The following is a 25349-nucleotide window of genomic DNA, read 5'->3' as shown; positions in this document are numbered from 1 at the left end:
CCAAACAAATTTCATCGTTGAATTCCTAGAAGTCGCTGCCGTAGCCGATTGCTACGACTTTCTTGTCTTCGTCCAGACCATCGCGCAGCAGGCCAAGCATGTTAGGGGTACTCACGCCGAGTTCATCGCGAGTAAGTGCTTCCCCTCCGCGACACTGCCGAACGCGGTCATACAGACAACGCCGATATCGCCATGCAACGCTTTTTGCTCCTCAAGCCAAGCTTGGAGGTCTGAAATTTTCATGCCGGTCTTCATCGCTGTTTTCCGTTGTTCGTGGAGCTGGTGATACAGTCCAGTTCACGTGGCCCAGCAAGCCGGGGGAGTAATAGGGTTTGGGCCTGGGAGTCCAGTCATTTTCCTTCGCGCACTCAGCTGCTCCCTTCGCCGTTCGCGCACGCACGTACATGGTGCGAATGACCTTCCGCTTTTTGCCATTGCCCTGGACAAGATCCACGGCAAAGACCTTGAACTCCTTGTCCTTCCAAAAGGCGTGCGCGTCAGCCTCATCACCGAACAGCATGCGCTCTTGCTTGGGGCTGGAGTCACGGCCCGTTCCTCGGCTTGCTCCTGGGCGGCTTCAATTACCTTGGCAGCGGTCAGCTGCGCGTCCATGCCCTTGCCCCAAGACTGCTGCATGTACAACGGCTGCGCCTCGACGATGCCGGCGGCGTCGGAATGACTGATGGTCATCTACTCGGCCACCGCCGCGGTAACTGCGCCTTCCCACTCGAAATACTTCATTGCGGCATTTTCCTTGAAGGCCCCGGAGAACCGGGCGGGCAGGTTAGGCTGCAAGCAGCTTCGGCACTTCACGCAGAGCGATCTGCACCAGGTCGCAGAAGTAGCTCGCCGTATTGCCCTCGGGATCGGCCACGACGGTATCCATGATTACCTTCGGCTCGACTCCGGCTTTCTTCGCCATCAGATCCAACGCTTCCAGCGCGGCCAGGGTTGCAATGTTGGCTTTCAATTCAAGGCTCATCGTCGCGCCCTCCGGGGCGTTGCTCGTTTCGATGAGTCAATTATAGTTCTGTTAAACAGAACCGGTCAACATCTTTTTAACCCCTGCTTTCTTGAGGATTGGCCCCCAGACTCAATGCGATAGACCGGCCCTTCTTTGAGGATCTGCGCACCCATTTCGCTGTTCAGGGCAGCAACGTAAGTGTCGATGTTCCCTTTGCTCAAGCCCGTCAGCGCAGCCACGCTGGCCGCAGTCGGGTTGTCCAGGGCGTCTATCGCTGCCATCGTCACAAAGAGCCGGCCCGCGTGCCCTTTCGGATAGAGCGGCACGCCATGGTCGTTTACGGGTAAGTCGGTCATTGCATACTCACTAAGTACTGATAAACAGAACTATAAAGCCAGCTCGTAAGCCGGTCTAATGGTTTCTTGACTCGCTGTCAGGTATGGCTTCGTATGTTCCAGCTCTGGTCGCACCGCTCCACTTGGATAAAGCACGTCTGAAATTTCGACCTGGGCCAGCTCGGTGACACGAATACCGGTCGTGTGCGTGATCCATAGCAGCATCACGTCACGCTCAGGATTTCGCCCGGTAACTGATGCAACGCGAATGAGGTGTTTGAATTGGCCATGGCGAAGGGATGCTGCACGGCGAATATCGGTCATAGGTCTCTTTGTCAGGATTGAACACGGATCGAGGTCGATCCTGAGAGAGTTAGTGGTAGGCCTCCAGCGAAGCCTAACACCAATGTTTTCGGCATGTTCACGGAAAATCGCAGGGGATAAACCCCGTGAAGAACGGGTTAGTTTGGGGTAGACCATCAATTGAGTGTCGGGGGTACGCCATCGCTGAGATGCGTGCTGAATTCGGATGCGCTGGCATTTTGATAATGCCGGTCGATCATCGCATCCGAACTCTCTTTGGTGACGACTGTAGAGGCAAGCAGAGCTTGTTTCGGGTCAACGCCTGCCTCCATCATTTTTGCTGCAAGTTCGTCCTTAGCATCCAGCGCTGCGTGAACGTACTGCTTGATACCGTCTTTCATTGTCATTTTGCCCATGGCTATGTCCCAGGGTATGCCCGTCCGCGAACTGCGGTTGGTAGCCGTCTGATAATAGTTCTATCAGGAACTGCCGACCAGCAACGGCGGGCATCCAGGAAAATTAGACCTTCCCCTCCAACTCCTTCTCAATATCCGCTAGTCTTGAGCAAAGGCCTGATCGAGCAAACTCGGTTTCTTTTTCCAAGGTTTGGTTTCGGGTTCAGGCACGGCCGCGTAAAGCGTCACCGCGTCAGGATTCACCTGCAGGTGCTGCTCAAAATGCTCCTGCAGCTGTTTTCTGAGTTCTTCTTTGGTCATTCAATCGCTCTCGTCGTTATTGGCGCATGGGCAGCGCGTAGCAGTTGCCCAGGACTACATGGCGACTTCCAGGCGGTCGGCCGGGTACTGACGTATGAATTCCATGCTGTCGGAGGCGCCGGCATTCAACCAATCGCCATACAGCCCCCGAGGCAGGATCACCAGCATGCGCTTTTCGTCCTGAGGCTTGTGGTAGTGGCACATAAACGGGTGATCATCCGCATTGAGGGTCAGCATGGTGAAGCTATGAACAGTCTCTGCGGTACCGGGATTGCGCCACTGCTCCCACAGGCCAGCGATACCCATTATCTCACCGTCTGCCCGCGCAATACGCGTGGCGATCGCCTTTCCTGATCGCCAGTCAGGCTCATAAATGGCTGCTGCCGGGATAATGCAGTGCTGCGCGTTACGCCAAGCCGTGCGGAACGACGGTTTTTGACTGGCCGTCTCCGATCGGCAGTTGTAGGTGCTTCGCACGATTTTCGTGTCCTTGCTCCAGGTCGGGATCAGCCCAAACGCACCTTGCAGCACTTCCAGCGGCGCCGGCGATTCGTCGTCGAAGCGCTCCGCACGCCGAATGAACGGCCCGCTGTAGCCCGGGTAAAGGTCCAGTTTGCCTTGTTCAAAAGGCTCAATGCCGAATGTTTCGGCCACTCGCTGCGGCGAAGGCGCTTCGTAATGACTGCACATACTCACACTCCTTGCAGATCCTGACGCCTCAATTGGCGTTGACGGTCCATAACTGGTCGAGTCTGGTGGTGTAGCTCGGGCTTTTCAGCTCGCGGCGCATCGCCCAGGCCGGCGCCGCCGGCACAGCGGCCGTGCGCAGCGTGCCTCGACCCCAGCGGTTATTGATTTCGTCCAGGACGCTCATCACCTTGTCGGCCGTGGCTGCTGCGTGTGCGCAAACAGGTCATCGGTAAATTCACCTGGTTGACGCAGATCCATCAGCAACACCTCAGCCTTGCTGTATCGGAACCCAGGCCGGAACAGGCGTTCCACCGCCTGGATGGCTTCGCGGGTGATCAAGCGCACGTCATTGGTGGGATAGGGCAGCTCCACCAGCACGCCGTTAGCGTATCGCGCCTCGTCGGGGTTAAACATGCCGGTGCGAATGCTCACGCGGATCTTCTTGCACAGAGAATGCTGGGCTCTCAGTTTTTCTGAGGCGCGCTGCGCGTAGGTGGCCACCGCTTCCTTGATCGGCTCCATCGTGGTCAGCCGGGTACCAAACGCTCGGCTGCAACAGATCTCCTGCTTGGCCGGCGCCGCCTCTTCCAGGGCCAGGCACGACGTGCCGGTCAGCTCACGCACCGTCTTCTCCAGCACGACGCTGAATTTTCGGCCGAGCAACCCCGGATCAGCCTTGGCTAGGTCCATCGCTGTGTGAATGCCCAAGGCGTGCATGTGCGCCGTCATCCGTCTACCAATGCCCCACACCTCTTCAACAGCCGTATTGCGCAGCACCCAGTCGCGCTTAAACGGGTCGCACAGATCTACGACGCCGCCGGTCTGCGCCTGCAGACGCTTCGCGGTGTGGTTCGCCAGCTTGGCGAGGGTTTTGGTGTGGCAATGCCCACGCCTACGGGAATACCGGTGTGTTTTAGGACCTTGGCCCGAATGGTTCGGCCGAATTCGGTGAGGTCGCCTGGCATGCCCGAGAGCTCACAAAATATTTCATCAATGCTGTAAATTTCTGAATCGCAAACCATTGATTCTATTAGGGTCATGACCCGTTCTGACATTTGACCATACAACGCGTAATTGCTACTGAAAGCCAATATGCCATGCCGGCGCAAGGTGTCCTTGATCTGAAAATACGGTGCCCCCATTTTGACGAATGGTTTGGCGTCGTAACTGCGTGCGATAACATTCCCGTCGTTGTTAGAGTACGACGATAGGCGTGCCAGCCAGATCCGGTCGGAAAACGCGCTCACAACTGGCGTAAAAGCTGTTGCAGTCCGCAAGGGCAAATACCGGGCACCGAGATTGAGCGCACTTTTCATGTTCATGTCGAGCGCTCGTGGTCACGCACGCTGTAATTGACCACCCCCCAAATCACCAGATCGTCACCTTCCATCACGTATCTGGGTGGAAATTTTGGATTTTCGGCCATCAACACCACTTGCCCATCTCGGTGATGCAAACGCTTGCATACACATTCGGCATTGAGCGCCGCAATGACGATATCGCCGTGCCTCGCGGTCTTGCTTCGATCGACAATCACCAAGTCCCCGCTGAAAATGGCGCCTTGCATGCTGTCGCCTTGGATCTTGGCCAGGTAAATGTGGGGGGCTCGGATTTCGAACAGCTCATCGAGCGATATCAATTTTTCAAGGTGGTCCGCTGCCGGCGATGGAACCTGGCAGACCTGGGAATACAGCGGAAGTGATACACCACCGCTGGCAATGGGACCAAGAAGGGTCACGCTCATAAACCTGGCCTGAACAAATAGCTGTATGGATAGACAGTTAACGTTGCCGCTGATTGCACGTCAATTTGAGCCGACCAAATGCTGCTCACCGAGGTTGCCACGTCGGGCTCATACCTCAAAATGCATGCCTTCACCGAAGGCACATGGCGGCAGTAGTGTTTAGGCTATCTTGTTGCAGCCTGTGCGCACACGCACCCGGTTGAGGCGCAGGGCGCTTGCCGTCCTGGGCGATTTATCCGGGTCTTAGCGCCCGCAGGGTGGCCGAAGGCCAGGGCAGGGCAGTTTCATCGCCCTGGGCCGCTTAGACAGGCATACACACGGTAGTGGGGTTTGCTTTATTGGTTGCGGGTGCAGGGGCCGCAGGCTCCTGCCGGGGTTTGGGGCCTGGCCCCATGCTGTAACCGCGCCGTGCCATAGGCACGACAGTGCGCGGGCATTACTCAAGAGGTGGTACACCTCGAAAAGCCCTGTTTTTTTACCCTTGGGGGTTACTGAAGGGGGTATAAAATTCCATTTATTTCTAAGCCTTACGGCCAGAACCTTCTTTCACCCCAAGATGGTGCCGGCAATGCCCACCAAAATGCGTTTTCCATCCACCTCCTGGCCTCACCTGGTCGGTACCGGCTAACCCGCACAAATCGCAGGCGTGACAATGCCTCCGCGTGAGCGGATGCAAAAAAACTCGATAGATGCCTGTGCGGCTTAAATTACCCGCGCTGGCCAGCCTTGTTGCCACGCTGTCCAACAGTTGACTCAAACGCTCGCTAACACGTGTCGCTGACTGCGACGGCGGCCGCTCTGCAGCCCTCTCACGCAGGGAGGGCTTTTCTCATGAAAGAGTGAGTCAGGATTTTCCTTAGCCTGCCAGCGCGCACGGGACACCTCACGTCGGTGCTGAGCCTGGGAATAACGCGCTATAGCCTCCATACGCTTCTGGCCAACGTTCGCCAGTTGCAACCTTGGCGTCGCTTACGCGCCGATGCCTGCACGCGCTCATGCACGTGCAGCAGGCCCAGGTCCTTCCAAAACAGCTTGGTAAAGCGCACGAGCACGCGTGTGCGCACCAGGTTCAGGCCGTTTTCGTCCTTCTCTTCCAGGCGTACACGCTCGATGCGCCGATAAACGTAGCCGGCGGCGTCGAGGGTTTTAAACAGTCGACATAGGACCGGCGCGGAGATGGGGAGTCTTCAGCAATCCGGCGCTGCGTGTTGAGCACGTAGCGTCCGCTATTCTCATCCAGGTAGCCCAGCACGCCGGTGGCCAGGTCATAACGCACGAGGATCTGCTCTGCAGATTTTTGGAACGCCATAAACACCTCAACGCGTGTGCGGCGATCGCCATTGACGCGATCAAGGCGACGTAAGTAGCGGCCTCGGTTCTGAACCAGATTACCCAGCCGCTCAAAGGCTGATCGAATAAGGGGGTTTTTCAGCTGCTGTTCGGACAATCGCCGGGGGGCCGCATAAGACGGCGGCATAGTCCGTGCCGGGTGGCGTAAAGCAGCATGAGGATTAGAAGCGGGTAGTTTAACCGCAGTTAGGTGGCGTTTCATGCAGCACCGCCTAGGCATAGAACACCAGAGGCTACGACCGCAACGTAAGAGAGGAAATAAGGGGGTACAACAGAGGTGCTGTGAATGTCCTGGGCACCTTCGATCGTAGAAATCATATCCATTTGTATGCGCCGTTCGGCGGCAAGCTAATTTTGTTGACATTCTCCGGGTTGCAAGAATCCGTAGTGCCAGCCATAATCAGCTCACCAATTGATGTGTTGAGCAGGTCTCCCCCCGTCGAAAGAGAAAGACCTGTTCTCGATTTTCCAAAAAGCCCGGTTACCAGCCGGGCTTTTTGGTTTCTGCTATTCCGTTAAGCCACTTGCATTGTCTCCACCTGAGTAGTTACTTCCACAAACCCCACACGTTTCGCATCGGCGTGCACCGACTCAAGACTCTTATAAATCTTGCGGCGGTCCGACCGAGCAACTGTCATGTGTTCCTTAGATCCATCGGTACAGACGGCAATCAGTTCCCACGCGTTTTGCTGCATAGGAACAGGAACTACGATGGCGGACCGTAGTCCGCCATCCTGAAACAATTTGCGCATCGCTGAGAGATCCACGGCCATCACGCCCCTCGAATCGTTGTGGTAATAACGAAACAAGCCTAAGCGTCGGCGCATGAAAAAGCAAATTCATGCAAGACGCCCACCGTTAAGTGCCCTATTTATTGGGCATGATGTGCATGAATTGGTGGATTTACGAAAAACGTCTTAGAGAGGAAAAAGGTCGCGGGGGGTGGTCTCGTGAAACCAATCGTCTGCGTTCCAACTTTTGACAGCCGCCGCCAGCGTAACACCGCCTCTGGTGACGGCACCTAAGGGGTGGTTCATGCATACAACCAAATATTCACCATTTGAAGTGGTGTAGCTCGACCCCAAATCGGGCTTATGGCGGCACTCCGGACAGGCTTTGATAAATGGGTGGAGAATTCTGACTAATCCAAGCTCGACGACTTCCTCCTGGTGCATCGCTTTACTCAAGATCTCACGCTGCTGATCAACAAAATCTTCGCTAACCAATGGTATTGTCTACGAATACGTGCCAACGTTTCGAACAGCTCACCGCGACTACCCGCTGGCCAACCTTCATATCCTGCTTTGGCTAGAGCTGTTTGAACCTGTTTGTCTTCTTTTTTCACGCTCCAAACTCCTTACACAAAACCTCCCCCGCACAGCGGGGAGGCATGCAGTTGTCAATTCATTTCAGGGCCGTATTCCTCTACATCGACATCGAGAACTTCTACGACGATTGTTTGAGTAACCTCTTGTTCGGTTTCTTTGGTAGCCACCTCGCCGTTGCTCAGGCCCAGTGATGCCGCTTGGCCCTGATGAGTAAAATTCAGCGGAGCTGGTGCGTTGGTTGTCGTCAGAGGGGTTGGTGTTGGAGCCGCCGGCGCCGATTCCACAACAGAAGCCAACCCCAAGGACGCTGGTTGGCCCTGGTGGGTGAAATTCAGAGGTGCTGGCGCACTGGTTGTCGTTACAGGCGTTGCTGTTGGTGCTGCCGGCGCCGATTCCACGACAGAAGCCAACCCCAAGGATGCTGGTTGGCCCTGGTGAGTAAAATTCAGCGGTCCTGGCGCACTGGTAGTCGTAACTGGCGTCGCTGTTGGTGCTGCCGGCGCCGATTCCACGACAGGAGCCAACCCCAAGGATGCTGGTTGGCCCTGGTGAGTAAAATTCAGCGACGGCGGAGTAACGTGAACAGCCAATCCAGGATGCGCTTGATCTACAGAGGTATGTTCCGCTAACAAGCGGCGCTCGATCGCATTTACAAGGGCTCTACAAAATCAGTGGCCTCATCAAGAAACTTGATGCTTTCCGGGGATTCCTGATGCTGTTCGTAAATGTCTTCAAGCGTCGTTTTGAAGCGATCGCGGTAAACATCGTTCTCCATGTACGCCGTGATCATTGCCACACCTTCCTTGGTGTGATCGCTGGTTGCCACCAGCCAAACAGCGTGATCCTCCCCACGCAGCCCCATCATGGAGTCCGATGAAAGAACTTCTGCCTCACTCAGAATTGACCCTTCTACCAACGGGAACTTAGCGCGCCAGGCTTGTTCACGCTGAACCATCTCACTAGGGCTTTGGGCCTGTTCTACTGTTGGTGCCCGTGCAAGAGGCTCTTTTCCGGTAACAGAGGATGCAGTTTGCTCAAGCCGAGTCATCTGCTCGATTAGCTGATCACTGGTGAAGAACGCAAAAGCGTGACCTGCTGCGCTCTGCTCTGCAATTTCACGGCTTTCGTAAGTATCAATTTTCAAATCACCAACAAACGCAGAGAACGTTTGCGCTTGGTCGGCATCCGACTTGATATCCGGAACAACCGTTATGTAACGCGGTAACGCATCCATAACCAGTTGATCCACATGTACATCAATATCCCTAGGATCGATGCCAGGACGTGGCTCAAAATTCAGAGGCGCGTGCACCGGCTCTGGCGACCTTTCAACAGCTTTGGTTATCGTTGACGCCTCTGTATCAGGAGCCGAGGTTTTAAGCTGCTCAAGCCGAGTCATCTGCTCGATTAGCTGATCACTGGTCAAGAACGCAAAGGCGTGACCTGCAGCGCTCTGCTCTGCAATTTCACGGCTTTCGTAAGTATCGATTTTCAAATCACCAACAAACGCAGAGAACGTTTGCGCTTGATCAGCATCCGACTTGATATCCGGAACAACCGTGATGTAACGCGGCAACGCATCCATAACCAGTTGATCCACATGCACATCACGATCTCTAGGATCAATGCCTGGACGTGGCTCAAAACTCAGGGGCCCCTGCGCCTTTAGCTGAGCAGCCACTGCAAGGTTTTCTGCTACTGACGAAAACGCCGTTGCCTGCCGCACTGGATCGATTGAAGCTGCCGGCATAACAACCGTCGACGCGGTGACCGGTTCATTGCGGTTGATCGAAACAGTTTCTCGTTCAGCCGACCAACCTCTACGGAATCCTGAAATATGCTTAATAGTGCCGTCAGCTTGAGCCTGCGGGATTGTGATGGGCTGACGCCCTAGGTCTTTGAGGACAATGCGCTCACCGAGAGTTAAGTTTTGATCAGCCATCACTTCTTCTAGCGCGACACCCCAAAGCGTTCTTGGTCCTGTCTCGGTTTGGAGCGTAACGAAGTAGCTTGGACCGTTGTTAGGGTCTCCCTTGTAATCAGCTGGACCATGGGCAACCAATTCACCAGTGATTATCGAACGATCGACCACCACCGGAGCCGCTTCTGCGCCCGATGTAACTACTTCCTGAACAGCAGCTTTTGAACCAGCAGCCTCTGGTGATTGGATTTGCTGACCTTCTTTTTCGATATCCAGCTCTGCACGGCGCAGCGTGAGCGCCTCGTTCATTTTCTTATCGGTGAAGTGAATATCCATACCGCTTTTTGACGCTGCCTCCACCACCAGGCGCTTAAACTCAGCAGAACCGTTGATGGTCAACGTGCTGCCAAAACGCTGTGTTGCGAGCTGTAGCGCGACACCAACACCGGCTTCGGTGATTCCAGTACGACGCATGGCGATTGCTGTCCCCGTATCGACGAACAGCGTCTTGTCAGTGGTTTTGCTGAGGTAATGGACGTTCTGCCCAAAACGGGACTTTTTGGTGTAGATGTCCTTTGCGCTCAACTCGCGTTCGCGCTCCTTGCTCACCTTCTCATTCGTTTGGAGCGTCAGGCGGGTGATCAAAGCTTTTACTCGATCACGAGCAGGTGCATTTGGTCCCGGACCGCTGATGGTAAAATTAGATAACTCTTCTTGGGGCTCTTTATTAACTAAGCCACGAATTTCAGCACTGCCCATGTAAAAATCCTCTTTATAAAGACTCGGGTTTTGTATTGCGTCGCGTGCTTTCATTCGCTCAAACGTCAGAACCGAAACAAGTTGTGCTTTATCTCGTTTGGATAAACGGTCGTCTGAGAAAATTGAGCGTCGTGTTTGAAAAAACTGCTTATTAACCCTTTGAACAGCCTTGCGCTGCGAGGGTAATAACTTGTTCTCTTCTATTTGCCGATTGAAATAAGCGGCTACAGTTGAAGCGTTGCGGTTAACAGCAACTGTTTTAAAAGTTGCTAACTTCATCACCAGCGCTGACTCAACCGGACTTTTCAAAGGCGCAAACAAACGCCGAGTCCGGGCTTCAATATCAGTGATGGTTGCAACACGATGAGGATTCAGTGCGTAAGGCGGGATGTTTCGTTTGCTGCTGGTACTGCTTCTGGACTTGCGAGGTTTACCGGACTGACCGGATCCTGGATCAGCTGCTGGTGGATCCCGAGATGTCCCATCTCCTGGATCGAACGTAGCAACCAAACCTATCTCAAGGGGCGACTCGACGGATTGATTCAACGGCTCGAAAAGCCGTCGGCCGCGCTGTTCGATGTCTGCAATAGTCGCCCTTCTACGTGGGTCCCGCGCATAGGGCGGAATTACGGCTCCAGATCTACGTCCGCGTATTCGCTGTTGTCGGCCGTCGCTGGGGATTGTGTCGGCAGTGCCCCCGTCTGCTGCTGGCGTAAGAACGCCGGCACGTCCTCCGGGTCGTCCTCGTCCATTCGGGGCTCGTCTGGATCCTCCTCCTGGTAGAGTTGGTCGCAATCCAGTATCTCCTCCTGTGTCCGGCTGTCCCAGGTGAAAGTGTGCATCGCCCTGCAGTAATTGCGCACCACCAGGCTCTTGGGTTGGTCGGGCTTGCCGGTCAACTGCCACATCGCTGCCGAACATGTTTTGCAAGCCATTGGCAGCTTCAAGAGGTCGCGTGGTTCCAATTTCAGCAGCACTTCGCTTACCACGATTCTTTGGCTTGTTGTGTCTTGGACTGATGTCATGAGAGTCTCCATAGTCTGCGTAAAATGCATGTTCGCGCTGGTTCAACAGAGCGGTTCTTTCGGTTGGTGAGGCATCTTTATAAAGTTTTCGAAAAGATGGCGTCGCCTTACTAACGTATTTAAGCTCTTTAGCCCTGCGAGGCCATTCGGTAAGTCGCTCCTGAATAACGTGCTTTTCCAGAGGAGGTTTTCTCAACTGGCGCCTGACAACGAAATCATCCTGAAAAATCGTGTCTTTAAGATTGGTAAACTTCGCGTCATCTGGCAGCTTTACAGCGACATATTCATTTTCCTTGCCTTGGTTGCGGATCTTAATTTCACCATGAGAGGCGACCAATTCGTAAAAGTCCTGACGCGTCGAAACTCCTGTTTCAATAATCTGTTTGACTAACTTCTGCTTGAACTCACGATTTTTCCCGTAAAAGTCGTCACCTTTATATCTAGACAAAACACTTGCTGCATCCTTTGGATCAACACGAACATGCTCCCTAGGCGACGCAAGTTCGTACTTCTGATTTATGTATTCTTGAAAAGCCTCAAAATAGCGCTCATTCGAAGAGTACATACCTACAGGATTAGCCTCATTACCACTAAGCAAATTCTTACGAGGAATAATTATGTGGATATGAGGCTTGCGCTCAATCAAATCACCGGTCTTATGATCTTTAATATGCTTAATTTTTGGCAAATGCGCTTCCGCGTAAAAATTAAACTCATCATCTTTATAGGCATGCATCAGGAACTGCTTGAATTCAGCAGTGACCGCCGTTAACGTTTCGTGAGAGACATTGTCTTCACGAAAGGCCATAGTGAAAGATAAATAACGGTTCTGTCCGTTATCCGGAATACTTTCATAGACCATTTTAGTTAAATCTAAATCACCGTCTAAAATGACGCGCTCATCAAGCTCGCTACGTGAAAACTCTCGCCCCTCTTTTTTACCCTCTTCAAGATACTCCTTGGCACCAGTGTTGTAGCCCTTGCACCTAATCAGCATGCTTCACCCCGGCAAGCATCAGCTCACGAATTAGTACAAGTTCATTGATCGCCTTAATGTATAATGTCTCAGATATAATCTCGGATTTTCGGTATGCACTATTAAATCGATACGCTATCTGATTCAGGTTATTACTTGACTTGTTAAATAGAAAAAGTAGGCGGCTATTATCTTTAGATAACGTTGGCGCTTCAAACACGGCATTAGAGTTAAATAATATCTCTCTTAGAAAGTCTGACTGCTTAACTCCACTGTTACGGAGCTTCTCTTCATATGGCGCAATATCCTCCTCGCGCAGCCGGAAGGAGACCACGCGGGTTTTGTTTTTTGACATGGCAAACACCCCAACGGATCAACCAACGAAATAGACAACAGGCATTGCAGGCTTCCCGCTTTGCGGGGTTTCAAAGGGGTTTCCCCTTTGGCGCGGACGACTGTTTTCAAAATGCGAAGCACTTTTGTAAACAATCGGTAACGTGCCTCTCTTTTTAAGGCCCTTGCTTCGATTGGCATAGATTTGCGTAGATTTGCATTAGGTTGCATTGGAGCCTTGAGTAAGCTCCAGATTTGCATTAATTTGCAGTGAATTGCGTTATGAGGAGATTTTCACGATGACTGCTACAAAGCCCAAATCCAGGACCGGGAAAAGCCAATTTTTCCCACTGATGCAGCAAATTCAGGATCGCCTGGCCTTGGGAGAAACAAATCGACAGATTCACGATGACTTGATGGACAAGGAGTTGGTCAAGATCAGCTATGACCAATTCTCCAGGTACATCAGGCAGCATCTGAAAATTGCGAAACCGACGGTTATTACTCAACGAACTAGCCCAGCCACACAACTAGCAGCCCCTCAAGAACATCCCTTCAACTTTAAAGATCGCGAGACAGCCAACGGCGAGCGCAGGAGGATCAGCGATAAAGACTTTCATAACTCCGTACCTGACCTCTCAAAAATCTACGGTACGCCCGACAAGATAAATGAATAACGCCGCTAGCGAGCGGCGTTAAGCGGCTCGACGCATTAGTTAGGTTTTCGCTGCTCGACGAATAGTTTTTTATACGTTGGCGGAAGTGTTCCAACTATCTGTTGTTGGTCGCTGTACTTGCTACGCCAGTAATCTGCAGCATCCCGATTGTCGATACCTACCCCATACAACACATAGGCCGCAGTAGAAAATACTCCGAGCAGAACGAGTACAGCCGACGATAACAGCAGGTTGGCGAAAAACGTCCTTTTACTTTTTGTGTGGGCGCCTAGGGATCGAAGGTCAGTTTCCAGCTTTACCACTTCGCTTTTCAGACGCTGTACTGAACCAGTTACGGCCGAATCTACACTTAGTTCAACTGCGTCTTTAATACGGCGATGAGCCGACTCCAACTCGACTTTTGAAAGGGCTGCCAAAACAGCCTTTGTTTCAGTAGTCAATTGGCCGGCACTCCTTTCTGCTTCCTCAACAGCTCCGGCGATAATGTTTAAGCTACTTTCAAGTACCAGGGGAATGCTTTCGATTGCTTCAACAATCGGGGCTGAGAATGTTCTCATCGCTGCTTGATTCGCCATGACCATGGCGAAAATTGGATCCTGATTTGACAGCTTAATTCCAAGCCCGGCGAAAACGTCCATTTTGATCTGTTCAAAAAGTTCGTTATTGTTATCCATAATTATACCTCTGGCACATAACCGAACACTCTATCCAGTTCGGCGTAGAGGGACTCAAATACGCGATTAACTCGGGACTTAGCTATGAAGCCAAACTTATCGGACTCCTTAAACTCTCGGCAAGTCATATGATTTTCCGTCAGCAAACGAATATCCGTGCTGTATGCGTCGCTATTGCGATCCTCGATTTTCACTACACCCTGAATAATATCGGAATTAGCTGTTACCCAAGGCATTACCGAAAGTGCTTTACCATCAAATTCAGGAATTCCCCAAAACTCATTCTCCCATACGACGATCTTGGTATTTGTCTTTGACTTCCTCACCAATTCGATCATAGAGAGCAAACCAGTTACAGTATCGTCCTTGGCTTGACCACCAGTCACAACTGAATGAATATAAACTTGCTTGCCATACTCTTGCATGGTCTCAAGAATCATATTGGAGCTAATAAACTTTGCAACAGGCAAAAACGTTGATGCTCCATTATCAACAATAGATACCTGCTCAGTGCAAAGGATCGCCTCAAACAATGGGTCAAACAAGCGCTGAATTACGGTACCGCCCTCTGTAATCGGAACCAACTGCACGTTGAGTGCGCTAATACGGTGGAAAGTGCTGTTTACAGGGTCTGTATCACCGCAAACCGGTACAAGGCCACGCTCAACCGCATATTGCGCCAATACAGATGATATAAATGATTTCCCTACTCCACCTTTGCCTTGAAGTGTCCAGTGCGTTGTGTTCAAAAGGAAGTCATATGCAATTAATGGATTTTCAGGCTTGCGTACTTTAGTCATAGACCTAACTCACAATAAAAATGGAATGACTGCGAAGTCATCAATGACCGCGCAAGAAAATTAAGAAATTGGATGTATTGGCTAGAGCAACACCAAGGGCTCTGCCCTTGTCATCTCGCCAGCGGCCGCGTGGACCTCAGGAGCGTGGGGGGAGAAGCAACCCCCACACTCCTGCGGTGAGCCTTGTTTTGTGGTTGTGCCGTCAAGTGTGCGCTTCGCCCGTGCTTCCGTTCACCGGAACGGTAAAGCTGTTCCGCCGAGCCGGGAGCGCGGCACCTGACTGTGCGACGGGCGGAGGAGACGCTGCTAGAACGGAATATCTGGATCCAACCCATCATCAGCGCCTGCCTGGGGAGACTGCTGTGGCCGCTGCTGCTGCCCGCTGCGCGATCCCTGCTTATCCTCCTGGGGTCGCCCCCCGAGTAACTGCATAGTCCCTTGCATGTCCACCACGATCTCAGTGGTGTAACGCTTGATCCCGTCCTTCTCCCATTCGCGAGTCTGCAACTTGCCCTCGATGTAAACCTGGGAGCCTTTGCCAAGGTATTCGCCGGCAATTTCAGCGACTTTGCCGAACAGTGATACGCGGTGCCACTCAGTTTTTTCAACCTTCTGGCCGGACTGTTTATCCGTCCATTGCTCGCTTGTCGCCAGGCTCAAATTGGTCACAGCATTGCCATTCGGCAAGTAGCGGACCTCAGGGTCTTGCCCACAGGTGCCAACCAGAATGACTTTGTTCACTCCGCGTGCCATAGGTAAATCCTCATATGATTCGATTAATGTAAGTTAGCGAGCGAAAACCATTTGAACCTTGCCTTGCGCATCGAGCCGCAACGCCGCGTCAAAGGTGGTGCCATTTTTTGTAGACTTGAAACCCTTCAACGTCGCCGTTTTGCCTTTTGTCAGCAGCGTTTCTAACTGTATCGACGTCAGGGTTTTGCCACTTATCTGAGGCCAAACTTTGAATACGCAGCCTTTGCATGCGACAACCTTCGATGTGATCGCCAGTTCGCCACCACACATTGGACATTTAGCGCTGATCTGAAAGGCTGGGGCTTGAACCTGGATCTGGATATTGGCCACGTCGACATTGCGTACCTGTTCAGCAATAAATGATTCCAGTTCATCCAGGAAAGCGTCGGTACTCAGTTCGCCTCGCTCAATCCGCTGTTGCTGCTCATGCCACAACGCCGTCATATCTGGCGTAGTGGCGATAGAAGGCAGCGCAGCGACAAACTCCAGCCCTAGAGGCGTCGGTACGAACTTCTTTTTCTCCACCGAATAGAACTTCCGCTCTCGCAGTTTTGCGAGCATAGAACCCCGGGTTGCCGGCGTTCCAATCCCGCCGTTTTCGCCTGCAGCTTTGCCCTTGTCCCGCTCCAGCAATAGTTGCTTGATTCGCGGATCCTGTACGTACTTAGAAACGCGCTGCAGATCCTTGAGCAAGGTGTCTTCGGTGTAGAGGGGCAAAGGCCGGGTCTTTTCCTTGGAGACCTTCACGTCGGCGCAGAAGCATGTATCAGCGACAGCCATGACCGACAAAACATCAAACCGGCTCTCAACCTGGTCTTCTTCCTCGACCTTTCCTTCCTCATTCTCCATATCCTCTGAAATGAGTGAGGTCCAACCGGCGACGGTCGTCTTGTTGGCTTTAGCGACAAATTCGTAACCCGTAACGTCAAAGTGCACTTCCGCTGCCAAATAGCGTTTTTCCGGCAAAAATTGAGCTAAGTAACGCTTCACAATCGCCATATAGACCTTGTGCTCATCACTGGTCAGCTGTGCGACATCGAATTTCGACGCTGTGGGAATGATCGCCGTATGCGCAGATACCTTTAAATCATTGAATGCTCTGCTTTTGCGCGTCGGATCCACGCTGGTGAAAGCCCCGGCTAACTCAGGCAGCCCAAGTGCCAGTGCCGCCAGGGTCTCCGGGGCCTCGGAAAATTGCTCGTCAGTCAGGTAGCTGCAGTCAGAACGGTTGTACGTGATCGCCTTGTGCTTCTCGCGCAGTGCTTGAGTGATAGCAAGCGTCTTTTCGGCATCCAAACCATGCTCTTTGCTGATGTGAACCTGCAGATCTAACAGAGAAAACGGCAGCGGTGCGGGGGTAGTTTTCTCTGGCACGCTGACCGCAGTGACGTTTGCCGGCGACTGACGGCAGGCGCTGGCAACGATGTTTGTATAGCCCTCATCAATGATTCGGTTTTTATCGTTTACCGGCGCGCCGTCCGGCACCAAGAACCGCGCCCCAAGCTTGTTTTCACCGAAGGTCAGACTTGCACTCAGGTTGTAAAAGTAAGTCGCTGCGTGGCTTCGGTTTGCGAGATAACGATTCACGATCAGGCCCAACACTACCGTTTGCACGCGACCGACTGACAAAACGCCTTTAACACCTTTGGACTGAGCAGCAAGCGTGTAAGCCCTGGTCATGTTGAATCCGTAGAGCTGATCGCCAATGCTGCGCGCTAGCGCTTTTTGCGACAAACCATAAAACTCACCGTTGTCCTTCATATTGCCCAGCGCCTTACGCGCGGCATTCGCGTTCATATCGCTGATCAGCAGTCGTTTCACTGGGCTTTTGTTTGCGAAGTACAGCAACACTTCATCAACCAGCAGCTGACCCTCGTCGTCGGGGTCGCCGGCGTGAACAATTTCCGACGCCTTGCCGATCCATTCACCTACCGTTTTGAGCTGGTCCTGAGTAGCAGAAATGGGCACGTACTTCTCTGGCCGAAGCTTCAAAGGGAGATGTTCGGCATTCCATTTTGCATACTCCGGGTTGTGCGCCTCCGGTCCGGCCAGGGCTAGCAAGTGACCGATGCACCAGGTCACAACGTCTTGTCCACACTCGATGTATCCGCCTTTGCTTCGTGGATTACCGAGTGCCTCAGCAATAACTTTGGCAAGAGCAGGTTTTTCAGCAATAAATACGCGCATATGAAAACCACCTTAAATATAGGTTGAATAAGTTTGTTTAACCAGACACTTTGCCAAACTTGTCATTGATTAATTTGTTTGTTACTGGATCTGCTCCTGGACAACTGTTAGTGAACCCCAATCGCGCTTTTGCTGTTTGGTTCCAGTCGACTTTCTTTTTCTTCTTGAAGACTATAATGAGGAAATGATCTTTGATTGCATCATCACATTGGCTCTCATTAGTTCCGGTGAGCAAACCGAACATACAAAAAGCTGTCTTGCATGGATCTGCAGCAAACGCGGGAGGCGTGCCCAATACTGCAACTGCTAGAACTACTACCGTGATGGACTTCCGCAACCTTAGCGGGAAGCAACGTTCCGGCAGGCGCAACTGGCCCGCGACCATTTTGATTCTGATCATGAGTAATACCTTTGGGCTTTGGCGGTGACGCAGGGTTATGCAGGGTTATGCAGGGTTATGCAGGCGGGTTATTGCGTTTTTCTTGTTCGTTACGCAGTTGCTGGTCATGCGGTGCGGCGACGGCTACCTTTGCTTCGACTGTACGGACAGACACTGTCAAATCATCAATTTTCGCGGCGTCACCCAACGGGATCGTAGGGGGTGTCATGTGAGCCCTGTCGTTAAAAACATCCTCCTCATACCAAAAGATCTTCCGCGCCCTAATCTTGATTGGCGGTGTTTTTTTAGTGCCCTGCACGAAAATCAGTTCTTCGTGGTATGGCAGCTCGTTTACCTCCTGCGGAAGCATCAGCGCCCGTGCAACTTCGCTGTAGTTGTCAGTCGCAGATCCGTTTTTCCCTTTGTTGATGGACTGGTTTTTAATTCGCACCGTCTTGGTTCCTAGCGCCTTGCTGTACTCCTCCGCTAGCTTGATATCTCCGGCGCTGAAAACGACTTCAATGTGGAACGCCTTCATGATGCCGTTACCAGTTTGCTCACCATAGGTGCGCTCGGCGCGCATCTGATCTTTGCCCTGAAAGATAATTAGATATCGCAGGCCAGCACCCCGCGTCAGCGCCGGCGCCGTCTCCATGATCTCCATACGTCCCATGATGGCAATCTCATCAATCAAAAAAAGCACCTGGTACTTGAGCCGCAAAGAACCGTCCGGGCAGTGCCCACCCTGCTCCGGTAACACCTTTGAGTTTTCACGTATGGCCTGGGTAAAAAACAGGTTCATCAGAGGGCCGTACTTTTTGAGTGATCCTTCTGTCACACAGAAGTAAACACTCATCTTTTCTTCGCGCAGCTTGGAAAAGTCAATGTCATCACCAGACACCGCCCAGGCAACCGTTTTTTCTCCATACATCGCCAGGATGTCGCGCACGATATCGGCAGTAGTTGACCAACCGCTGCTCTTGTTTTTTGACGCCTCGTATACGCCATTCAGTTCGCGTAAACACTCAACCGACAGGCGATCAGGGCCGTCGCTCCTGGACTCAATGACCTGTTGAGCCCACACACCCATCGCGCTGCCCAAGGCTCCGATTTCGTACGCCTGGGGCAGTGTGCAAGGCATACCCGGCGTTTCCATCAGGTACAAGATGATTGCGCCAAAAACATTCGCTGCCTTGTTGTACCACTCTTGGTTTTTCGGGTTGTCCGACACGTACAAAACACTGGCAAGCGAACGAATCTCACCTAACCGATACAGTGGATCCCGACTGACCCGAGCGAGCGGGTTCCATCTATGGGTTTCCATACGTTCTGGCGAGAATCGAAACACCTTTTGGCCCATCGCCGCACGGAATCCGGCAGTGGTGTCCCAGTTCTCGAATTTCGGATCGTTTACGACAACTGAATCCGGATAACTCAATAGGTTGGGAATCACGATACCGACGCCTTTGCCCGTTCCAGGCGGGGCAGCGAGCATAAGGAAAGTTTGACCATAGGACGCCAGGAACGAATCGTTTTTGGGGTGCTTGCCGATCAAAAGCGCTGGGTGCTTGTCGATTCGTTTCTGAGGGCGTTTCGGGCTATACGCTAGAGCTGCCATGTGCCCTCCGTTTCTTCGAAAAAACGATTTGCTTGCCAAGGTGGTAGGCATGAAAGGCTTCCGGCGTCATGCCAAGCGCAAGGCGCTTTTGGTCTTCCTCTACCACACCATGCTCAAACTGCTCCACGGCTTCACTGTCATCCTTGAACACACGGTTGAAGTCTGCCCGCACCTGGTGCGAGTTCTTCTCCCGGACAAAGGCATGACCAAATTGGCGCGCCAAGAACAAATCAGCGTCGCGTGATTGCTGGGCTTCTGATTTCATACTTCTGCTCTTTGTTAGTTTATCGAGTCCCTATATGGCTGGGTGATTCATCGCGCAGGTGTATAGGGGCCACCAAGCCGCAAGTGGCGCGGTAGTAATTAGGTATTTATAAGCTGTGTTAATGGGAAGTAGCGCACCAAACAGTGCGTACCGAAAACTTTTATTGGTACTCCCCCTTATATTCAAACAACTTCAATTCTTTGTTGTTTGCAAATCGCGCGTCCCCGTGTAGCGACGACACGCGTTTGAATTTCATCAGGTAGGCCAGAATGGTGATGCCGATGGGCAAAAAGGTAATCGCTGCGGTAGCGCACCAGGCCCAGGGCAAATAAACCAGTCGATAATCGTCCAACGTCAACTTTGATGCATCGAGGAGCGTATGCCATGTCACCCCTATATGACCCTCATCGTTGAGCATCAGGAAAAGCCAGCCGCCGGCGTAGATGCCCAAAGCGAAACACAACACAGTCACTACCAGGATCAAGACAGCGAGCGCTATCCACCACATAAAACCTCCTCATACAGCCCGAGTGTTGAGCAGTTTCAGTTTTTGTTCGGGTTCGTAATGCACTTCAAGAATTTGCGTTTTTTCCATGTAAACCATGACGTCAAAGGATGTTCTCACCAGCTGCTCTACATAGCTGTAGTCGAGGCCCATACCGACCTCAGACTGTTTCACCAGGCCGCACACGCGCGCGATACCAGATACACAATCATTTGCATGAGCTGTGGTCACGGTGCCTGGTACGCCCGTGTTGAGAATTTCGATGTAGTGCCACGCCTCATCACCCGTCAGCTCTGCCAAAAATAGGTGATCTGGCTTCATCCTCATCGTGCTGGCAACAAGAGTTTTAGGCGCAACCGTGGGGCCATATAACAGGTGCACATGATTGGGGTGCAACGGCAGCAATAGTTCGTTGATCGCCTCGATGGTTATCATCCGCCGGTGCCTTGGGAACTTGTCCACCAGCGCTTTAGCCAAGGTGGTTTTACCGCTGCCTGGTCCTCCAAAAATGATGATATTGAGCTTATGGAACACCGCCATTTCGAAGAACGTTTCCCAATCGCCTGCAGCATGCGCGGTCAGAATTTCCTTCTGCCAATCGGCCAACTCCACAGCCGCTGACCGGATGGCCTTGGCGTTAGCAAAACGGCCGCTATTGATGTAGTCCGCAAGGGAAAAGCGTTCCAATGATGGGTTTCGAATCGAGAATGAAATGGTGCCGGTTTCGCAGGCCGGAGGAATCACTAACTGAGCGCGCACCCCCTCAGGGAACGAACGAGGAAACTTCAAGGTATGGATTGGCGTTGCCGGCGACAGAACAACACCATTGTAGGCAGCAAGGCTGTTTGCAACCCTCCAGCACAAGTCATGGCTCAACCATGGGGCGTCTTCACGAGCGCCGCTCGGGTCAGTGTCCGTCGCTGGCCAGATTTCGCCAGGACGATTGATCAATACTTCGGTGACATCCGGGCGCTGTAGTCGCTGGGTAATACCGGCCTGGGCTAAAAAATCTTGGAGCAGTGTTGAATCCACCAGCAAATCGGCCGGCTCGGCCTCCCCGGCCGGTGTTATTGGATCGCTGTTCATATTGACCTCTTTAACGGTTTTCAAAGACGCTCGAAAAGTCGATATCACGGGCCACGATCACCGTGATGACTGTGCCTGGCAGGATGTAACCAGTAGGCGCAATGTTGATGGTGCTGTTCAGTGCCTTATCCGCCATGCTTTCGACGTTCTGCTCACTGTTATTCACGGTGTAGCCACCAGAATCGCTGCTCTTTGTCGCTGTTGTAGCGGCCTTTAGCGCATCCTGAATGAATGACAACACGATTGCGCCGCCGTAACGCTCCGGGTAGTGATTATCTATCCAGGCTTTCGTCCCACTCGCGCCCATTGGACCGGCCCCCAAGCTATCCAGTCGTGCACGAACACCCGACTGGGTTTCTAGCTCAGTCCAGGATGTGAATACGTTCTGTTGGCCAGCAATCAACGCGACCTTCTGTACACCCGTCAGGCGGTCACTTGCATCCGCGATGATCGTAGAACCATCGGCTGAATAAAGCGGCTCTGTGAGGCGACAGTCGATGACGCCGGGCTGCTCGGTGATAATCTCTGGATATACCGCACAGCGTGCGTAGGTGCCGTGCGCAAGCAGATATTTACCTGCCGGCGACAACGAAGCTTGGCCCGGGGCAAAGGTAACTCCAGAAAGATCATTTAAATTCCCTCGGGACGCAGAGCCCCCGCCATTCCCGGTTAATGCCGATGCGTCTATAGAACCGCCAGGAAGGCTCGCAGGACCTCCAGGCGGAGGCTGAGTGCCAGATGGATTTGACTCTCCCTGATTGCCTCCAATGCCCCTTGCGTAGCCCCCTGGATTGTTGATTACGGCCCCCATCAATACTCCGCCCGTAAGCTTTCGCTGGGCCGCCGTCATTTCTGTAGCCGCCGGGGCCGCATTGCCCGTCGTTCCGGGCTGCTGCTTACCTGTTGGTTTAGGCGTTGATGTGGCAGGAGGCGGCGCGCTCTCCTCCGCTTTTTTGGCGGCTTCTGCGTCCTTCTTTCGCTGCTCCTCCTCAAGCTCACGGAGCTTTTCTGCCCGCCGCTCCTTCATCCCGCGATCATCTGGAGCTGGAGTATTCAAGGTGGCATCTGCTTTTGCCTTGGTCTCATCGACCTCGCTCCCGCCCTGTCGCATCTCCCCAATTACCAAGGACCAACCGCCGATGAAAGCGATAATGAACAGCACCACAACCAGAGCGATTAGCGCGTAAATTTTCACCGGTCTCGGCTTTTTCCGTTTGCCCCGCAAGTCGAAAGAGCCTCTAGCCTTGGAAGAACGGGGCGTGTCAGGTTGCTCGACCGTAGGGGCCGCTATCACCTCAGATTCATTGTTCTCCACGCTTCACCTCCCGGACTTCGCCTGTAGTCGTTCCGTTGAAGTTGTAAGTGGTACCAAGCGCCTGGGTGGGACGCATTTCAAGGACCAGGTTATTCAAGCGAAGTCGGAACAGCTGGCTTACGCCATGTACAACCAGAATGTCGCGAACCGGACGAACGTTAGCCAGGGTCTCAGTGCCATCTGGTAGGACTTGATACACAACCGGGCGCGGCAGGTTTGTTGGAAAGCGGAAGCATGTAAATGTCCCGTTATCCCACGCTTCTGCGGGAGCTAAGGACCGCTCACCACGCTTTTGATACGGCCCGCTGTGCAAGCCGTTGCAGGGATCTGCTACCAGGTTGGCCGGAACTGGCTTCGGAGGTTCGGGATGCTTAAAGCGAAGCAAATAGGTCATGTCGTTGAGTTTTTTTACTAACTTCATTTCGATTACATAGGTATGCCTATTGGTGTTGATCGTAAAGTTTGTATCGGGATCCTTGGCATTTATGGGTTTTAAGGTGATCAAGTTACCCGTTTGGTTCAAGCCCAACTCCCAGGCAGTGGGATCGCCGGCTGTAATCACACCGTCACGGCCCATCACGGTTTCTTTGGGAGGTAAAAGTATTGATGAGGTTCGGCCAACGAAAGCCTGAACGCGATAAACGTTGTCAGGGTTATAAATGGCTGTCTGAATTCTGCTATCCAGTGAAGACCTTTCGCCCATTGTTTCGGCCTTTGCGTGTGAAACGCTGAGGGCAACGGACAATGCAATAACTGTCGAGAGTATCCTACCCATCATTTCACTCCGACTTCCTGTACCGTTGAATAGCTCTTAACGCCAAATCCCCTTGGGTTTACTAATTCTTGCTCACGTTTTTTAGCAGGGTTTTTGTAGTCAAAACTGATTGTAATTACCCATACGGCCGGCCTGATATTCATGTCAGGTACGCCGTTCCGATCTACAACTGTTTTCGTCACTCGGACTTGAGCTGTCTTTGTTGGGTCATCTGGCCGTTGGCGAGGGAGCGGGGTTACACCATTAACCTCAACCCGCATTTGACGACTATTGCCCAACGTATCGATATAACCCTTCTTCGACAGCTGAAAGTTTTTATACTCTCCAAACGTCTCCGCATACGACATTGTTTCAACGAGGTTGTAATTCGCATCGTTGTCAGCAAAGTTATATCCCTCCCTTAGTCGAACATAGTTACTCAACCAAAAATCATCATCGCGTTGTTCCTGAGTTTTAGGATCGTCCACCTGTGGGACCAAATCGGTATAACCGGTGATATTGTCGACTCGCACCAAGTACGGAATGACCGTCTTCAATGGTGTTAGGCCCAATACTGCACCGATTGACATAAATGCCAACAGCCCAAAAAAGGCCGATAAGCGCTTCCACGTTTTAACGCTTTTTTGAAGGTCTTTTGCAACGTTCGCTTCAAACCAGCGTGCTGCGTTGGAGTAGGCTTGTACTGCTAAACTAATGTGCCGTGCGTCTGAAGGCTCATTTAGCAACCCTAACTCCATTACCTGCTCTTGCTCCACAATCTGGTCTTTGGTTTTGCGAGAGGTAAACATATCTATTATCTCGAAAATAAAGTAATCAAAACCCACGCACGCATTAACTCAACGGTGCAGGAAGGTAATTAGGCGTTTTAATAAAGAATTTAATTATTGCTGATTATCTGCAAATACTTTTTGGTAAAGGTTGCTCTGTATCGTCGCGCGGGCTCCCCACCAGCTGGTCGGTGATAGCAACCGGCTGCCCTTACCCAATCTCCTTCTTTTTCAAAGCATTTACGCAGTTCAATTGCGGCGGTATTCAAATTGTCGCTTGGCGACAGCGCATCGCAAGGATGGGCGTAGTGGTGTGAGCCTACCCACCCCCAATTCTGCTGCGTGAGCCCAATGTCCACTCCATACTTACCATGTATCCGTAGCCCTTCCATAACCGCACTGCAGGCTTCTGCACGGGTCGCGAAGTAACTGCCTTTGCCCTTGACGTTCAATGTCCAGGGCCAAGGGTAATAACCGATTGTGATTTTTAGGTTGCTTTCAACCTTTGCAATTGAATACAAAACAGCCGGTGGTACACCATGCATGACTGCCGCACGCTGATATGCAGGTGGAGGAATTTCAGCGTGCCCAAAGCTGGGCATAAGAGTGGCAATGAGGATTAGCAATCTCTTCATTGGATAAGTACCACCGCGCTATTAGGAATTTGTGGAGGTAGCGTAATACCAATATTCGCCATATTAGGTGATAGCAAGATACCATTCTGATTGGTTCCAACATTCACTGATCCCGTTAGACGCGCTAGCTCGCCTGCTAGACCAGGTATCGAACCAAAAAAATATGTATAACTTTTTCCTGTTGTCACGTAGTTAGCCAAATACGGGGACTTTATATACCAGCTTGGCAATACTATTTGACTATCCGGTACATTTCCGTTGAATTCGGGATTTGCCTGTGCGTAGGTGGCAACGGCATTCCGATATACCAACATATTCAGCGATGTCGCTGAAATATCCGAATAATTAGAAATACGCTCTTGGCGCACTTGTTCTGAATTATAGATAAATGAAACAGCCAGCGAGACGACAATCAATATCCATACAAGAGGCATGAATAACACCCTACATAAGACGTTTTAGAAGTGTG

The 25349-nt window shown here is 52.2% G+C and carries 28 protein-coding genes and 2 pseudogenes; 2 read left to right on the top strand and 28 right to left on the bottom strand.

What is annotated here, in order from left to right; translation table 11 throughout:
- Nucleotides 1–211: 211 nt before the first annotated feature.
- The 11 genes and pseudogenes from K1567_RS27425 to K1567_RS27375 form a co-directional block, all read right to left on the bottom strand.
- The gene (locus K1567_RS27425) at nt 212–520 is read right to left on the bottom strand and encodes a hypothetical protein (protein ID WP_220699142.1); all 309 of its coding nucleotides are present in this window, start codon (nt 518–520) and stop codon (nt 212–214) included.
- Nucleotides 521–784: 264 nt separating this feature from the next.
- Nucleotides 785–982, bottom strand: a complete 198-nt coding sequence (locus K1567_RS27420; RefSeq protein ID WP_220699080.1) for a hypothetical protein — start codon at nt 980–982, stop codon at nt 785–787.
- A 65-nt stretch (nt 983–1047) separates the two neighbouring features.
- Entirely contained in the window at nt 1048–1320 is a 273-nt protein-coding gene (locus K1567_RS27415; protein WP_220699141.1) for a hypothetical protein, read from the bottom strand.
- Nucleotides 1321–1350: 30 nt separating this feature from the next.
- A complete protein-coding gene (locus K1567_RS27755) occupies nt 1351–1623 on the bottom strand; it encodes a hypothetical protein (RefSeq protein ID WP_310794512.1) in 273 nt (90 codons plus the stop codon).
- 155 nt (nt 1624–1778) lie between these two features.
- Nucleotides 1779–2018 carry a hypothetical protein gene (locus K1567_RS27405; protein ID WP_220699078.1) on the bottom strand — a complete coding sequence of 80 codons (240 nt, stop codon included), beginning with the start codon at nt 2016–2018 and terminating at the stop codon, nt 1779–1781.
- 138 nt (nt 2019–2156) lie between these two features.
- Nucleotides 2157–2318: a hypothetical protein gene (locus tag K1567_RS27400; protein WP_220699140.1), complete on the bottom strand. Its 162-nt coding sequence runs from the start codon at nt 2316–2318 to the stop codon at nt 2157–2159.
- Between the two features lie 54 nt (nt 2319–2372).
- A complete protein-coding gene (locus K1567_RS27395) occupies nt 2373–3008 on the bottom strand; it encodes an SOS response-associated peptidase (protein WP_220699076.1) in 636 nt (211 codons plus the stop codon).
- Nucleotides 3009–3036: 28 nt separating this feature from the next.
- Nucleotides 3037–4349 (bottom strand): annotated as a pseudogene (gene umuC, locus K1567_RS27390) (translesion error-prone DNA polymerase V subunit UmuC).
- Nucleotides 4327–4752, bottom strand: a complete 426-nt coding sequence (locus tag K1567_RS27385; RefSeq protein ID WP_220699139.1) for a LexA family transcriptional regulator — start codon at nt 4750–4752, stop codon at nt 4327–4329. Before K1567_RS27385 ends, umuC begins: the two are co-directional and overlap by 23 nt.
- Nucleotides 4753–5592: 840 nt before the next feature.
- Nucleotides 5593–6229, bottom strand: a pseudogene (locus K1567_RS28115) (hypothetical protein); the annotation flags it as partial.
- Nucleotides 6230–7285: 1056 nt separating this feature from the next.
- Entirely contained in the window at nt 7286–7447 is a 162-nt protein-coding gene (locus tag K1567_RS27375) for a hypothetical protein (RefSeq protein WP_220699137.1), read from the bottom strand.
- Between the two features lie 45 nt (nt 7448–7492).
- Between K1567_RS27375 and K1567_RS27750 the strand changes: the two genes are divergently transcribed.
- Entirely contained in the window at nt 7493–7621 is a 129-nt protein-coding gene (locus tag K1567_RS27750; protein ID WP_259445127.1) for a hypothetical protein, read from the top strand.
- A 458-nt stretch (nt 7622–8079) separates the two neighbouring features.
- On the opposite strand, the gene K1567_RS27745 is transcribed toward K1567_RS27750, so the two are convergent.
- The 3 genes from K1567_RS27745 to K1567_RS27365 form a co-directional block, all read right to left on the bottom strand.
- Complete coding sequence (locus tag K1567_RS27745; RefSeq protein ID WP_259445130.1) at nt 8080–10110, bottom strand: LPD7 domain-containing protein; 2031 nt, start codon at nt 10108–10110, stop codon at nt 8080–8082.
- 626 nt (nt 10111–10736) lie between these two features.
- Nucleotides 10737–11135 (bottom strand): relaxosome component, NikC family protein, encoded by a 399-nt coding sequence (locus K1567_RS27740; RefSeq protein ID WP_259445121.1) that lies wholly within the window; start codon nt 11133–11135, stop codon nt 10737–10739.
- A 986-nt stretch (nt 11136–12121) separates the two neighbouring features.
- Entirely contained in the window at nt 12122–12466 is a 345-nt protein-coding gene (locus tag K1567_RS27365; protein WP_220699073.1) for a plasmid mobilization protein, read from the bottom strand.
- A 277-nt stretch (nt 12467–12743) separates the two neighbouring features.
- Between K1567_RS27365 and K1567_RS27360 the strand changes: the two genes are divergently transcribed.
- Nucleotides 12744–13121 carry a hypothetical protein gene (locus K1567_RS27360; RefSeq protein ID WP_220699072.1) on the top strand — a complete coding sequence of 126 codons (378 nt, stop codon included), beginning with the start codon at nt 12744–12746 and terminating at the stop codon, nt 13119–13121.
- A gap of 35 nt (nt 13122–13156) precedes the next feature.
- On the opposite strand, the gene K1567_RS27355 is transcribed toward K1567_RS27360, so the two are convergent.
- The 14 genes from K1567_RS27355 to pilM form a co-directional block, all read right to left on the bottom strand.
- Nucleotides 13157–13795, bottom strand: a complete 639-nt coding sequence (locus tag K1567_RS27355) for a hypothetical protein (RefSeq protein WP_220699071.1) — start codon at nt 13793–13795, stop codon at nt 13157–13159.
- 2 nt (nt 13796–13797) lie between these two features.
- Nucleotides 13798–14595: a conjugal transfer protein, TraL family gene (locus K1567_RS27350; protein WP_220699070.1), complete on the bottom strand. Its 798-nt coding sequence runs from the start codon at nt 14593–14595 to the stop codon at nt 13798–13800.
- A gap of 306 nt (nt 14596–14901) precedes the next feature.
- Nucleotides 14902–15348 (bottom strand): single-stranded DNA-binding protein, encoded by a 447-nt coding sequence (locus K1567_RS27345; RefSeq protein ID WP_220699136.1) that lies wholly within the window; start codon nt 15346–15348, stop codon nt 14902–14904.
- A gap of 33 nt (nt 15349–15381) precedes the next feature.
- Nucleotides 15382–17535, bottom strand: coding sequence for a type IA DNA topoisomerase (locus K1567_RS27340; RefSeq protein ID WP_220699069.1), 2154 nt, complete (start codon nt 17533–17535; stop codon nt 15382–15384).
- Nucleotides 17536–17572: 37 nt separating this feature from the next.
- Complete coding sequence (locus K1567_RS27335; protein ID WP_259445120.1) at nt 17573–17935, bottom strand: TrbM/KikA/MpfK family conjugal transfer protein; 363 nt, start codon at nt 17933–17935, stop codon at nt 17573–17575.
- A gap of 55 nt (nt 17936–17990) precedes the next feature.
- Nucleotides 17991–19532, bottom strand: a complete 1542-nt coding sequence (locus tag K1567_RS27330; RefSeq protein ID WP_220699135.1) for a type IV secretory system conjugative DNA transfer family protein — start codon at nt 19530–19532, stop codon at nt 17991–17993.
- On the bottom strand, nt 19513–19797 hold the full coding sequence (locus tag K1567_RS27325) for a hypothetical protein (protein ID WP_220699134.1): 285 nt from the start codon (nt 19795–19797) through the stop codon (nt 19513–19515). The genes K1567_RS27330 and K1567_RS27325 overlap by 20 nt, the downstream gene beginning before the upstream one ends.
- Nucleotides 19798–19957: 160 nt before the next feature.
- Nucleotides 19958–20305, bottom strand: a complete 348-nt coding sequence (locus K1567_RS27320) for a hypothetical protein (protein WP_220699133.1) — start codon at nt 20303–20305, stop codon at nt 19958–19960.
- Between the two features lie 9 nt (nt 20306–20314).
- Nucleotides 20315–21388, bottom strand: a complete 1074-nt coding sequence (virB11, locus tag K1567_RS27315; RefSeq protein WP_220699132.1) for a P-type DNA transfer ATPase VirB11 — start codon at nt 21386–21388, stop codon at nt 20315–20317.
- 10 nt (nt 21389–21398) lie between these two features.
- On the bottom strand, nt 21399–22703 hold the full coding sequence (locus K1567_RS27815) for a TrbI/VirB10 family protein (RefSeq protein WP_220699131.1): 1305 nt from the start codon (nt 22701–22703) through the stop codon (nt 21399–21401).
- Nucleotides 22690–23481, bottom strand: a complete 792-nt coding sequence (locus K1567_RS27305) for a TrbG/VirB9 family P-type conjugative transfer protein (protein ID WP_220699130.1) — start codon at nt 23479–23481, stop codon at nt 22690–22692. The genes K1567_RS27815 and K1567_RS27305 overlap by 14 nt, the downstream gene beginning before the upstream one ends.
- Entirely contained in the window at nt 23478–24266 is a 789-nt protein-coding gene (locus tag K1567_RS27300) for a virB8 family protein (protein WP_220699149.1), read from the bottom strand. The genes K1567_RS27305 and K1567_RS27300 overlap by 4 nt, the downstream gene beginning before the upstream one ends.
- Nucleotides 24267–24355: 89 nt before the next feature.
- Nucleotides 24356–24880, bottom strand: coding sequence for a Soluble lytic murein transglycosylase (locus K1567_RS27295; protein WP_220699129.1), 525 nt, complete (start codon nt 24878–24880; stop codon nt 24356–24358).
- A complete protein-coding gene (pilM, locus tag K1567_RS27290; RefSeq protein ID WP_220699128.1) occupies nt 24877–25314 on the bottom strand; it encodes a type IV pilus biogenesis protein PilM in 438 nt (145 codons plus the stop codon). The genes K1567_RS27295 and pilM overlap by 4 nt, the downstream gene beginning before the upstream one ends.
- Between the last annotated feature and the right edge of the window lie 35 nt (nt 25315–25349).

The organism is Pseudomonas sp. S5F11 (assembly GCF_019641515.1).
Classification (GTDB): Bacteria; Pseudomonadota; Gammaproteobacteria; order Pseudomonadales; family Pseudomonadaceae; genus Aquipseudomonas; species Aquipseudomonas rhodesiae.
The sequence above is the reverse complement of the archived record's forward strand: the minus strand, read 5'-3'. Positions and strand labels throughout refer to the sequence as shown.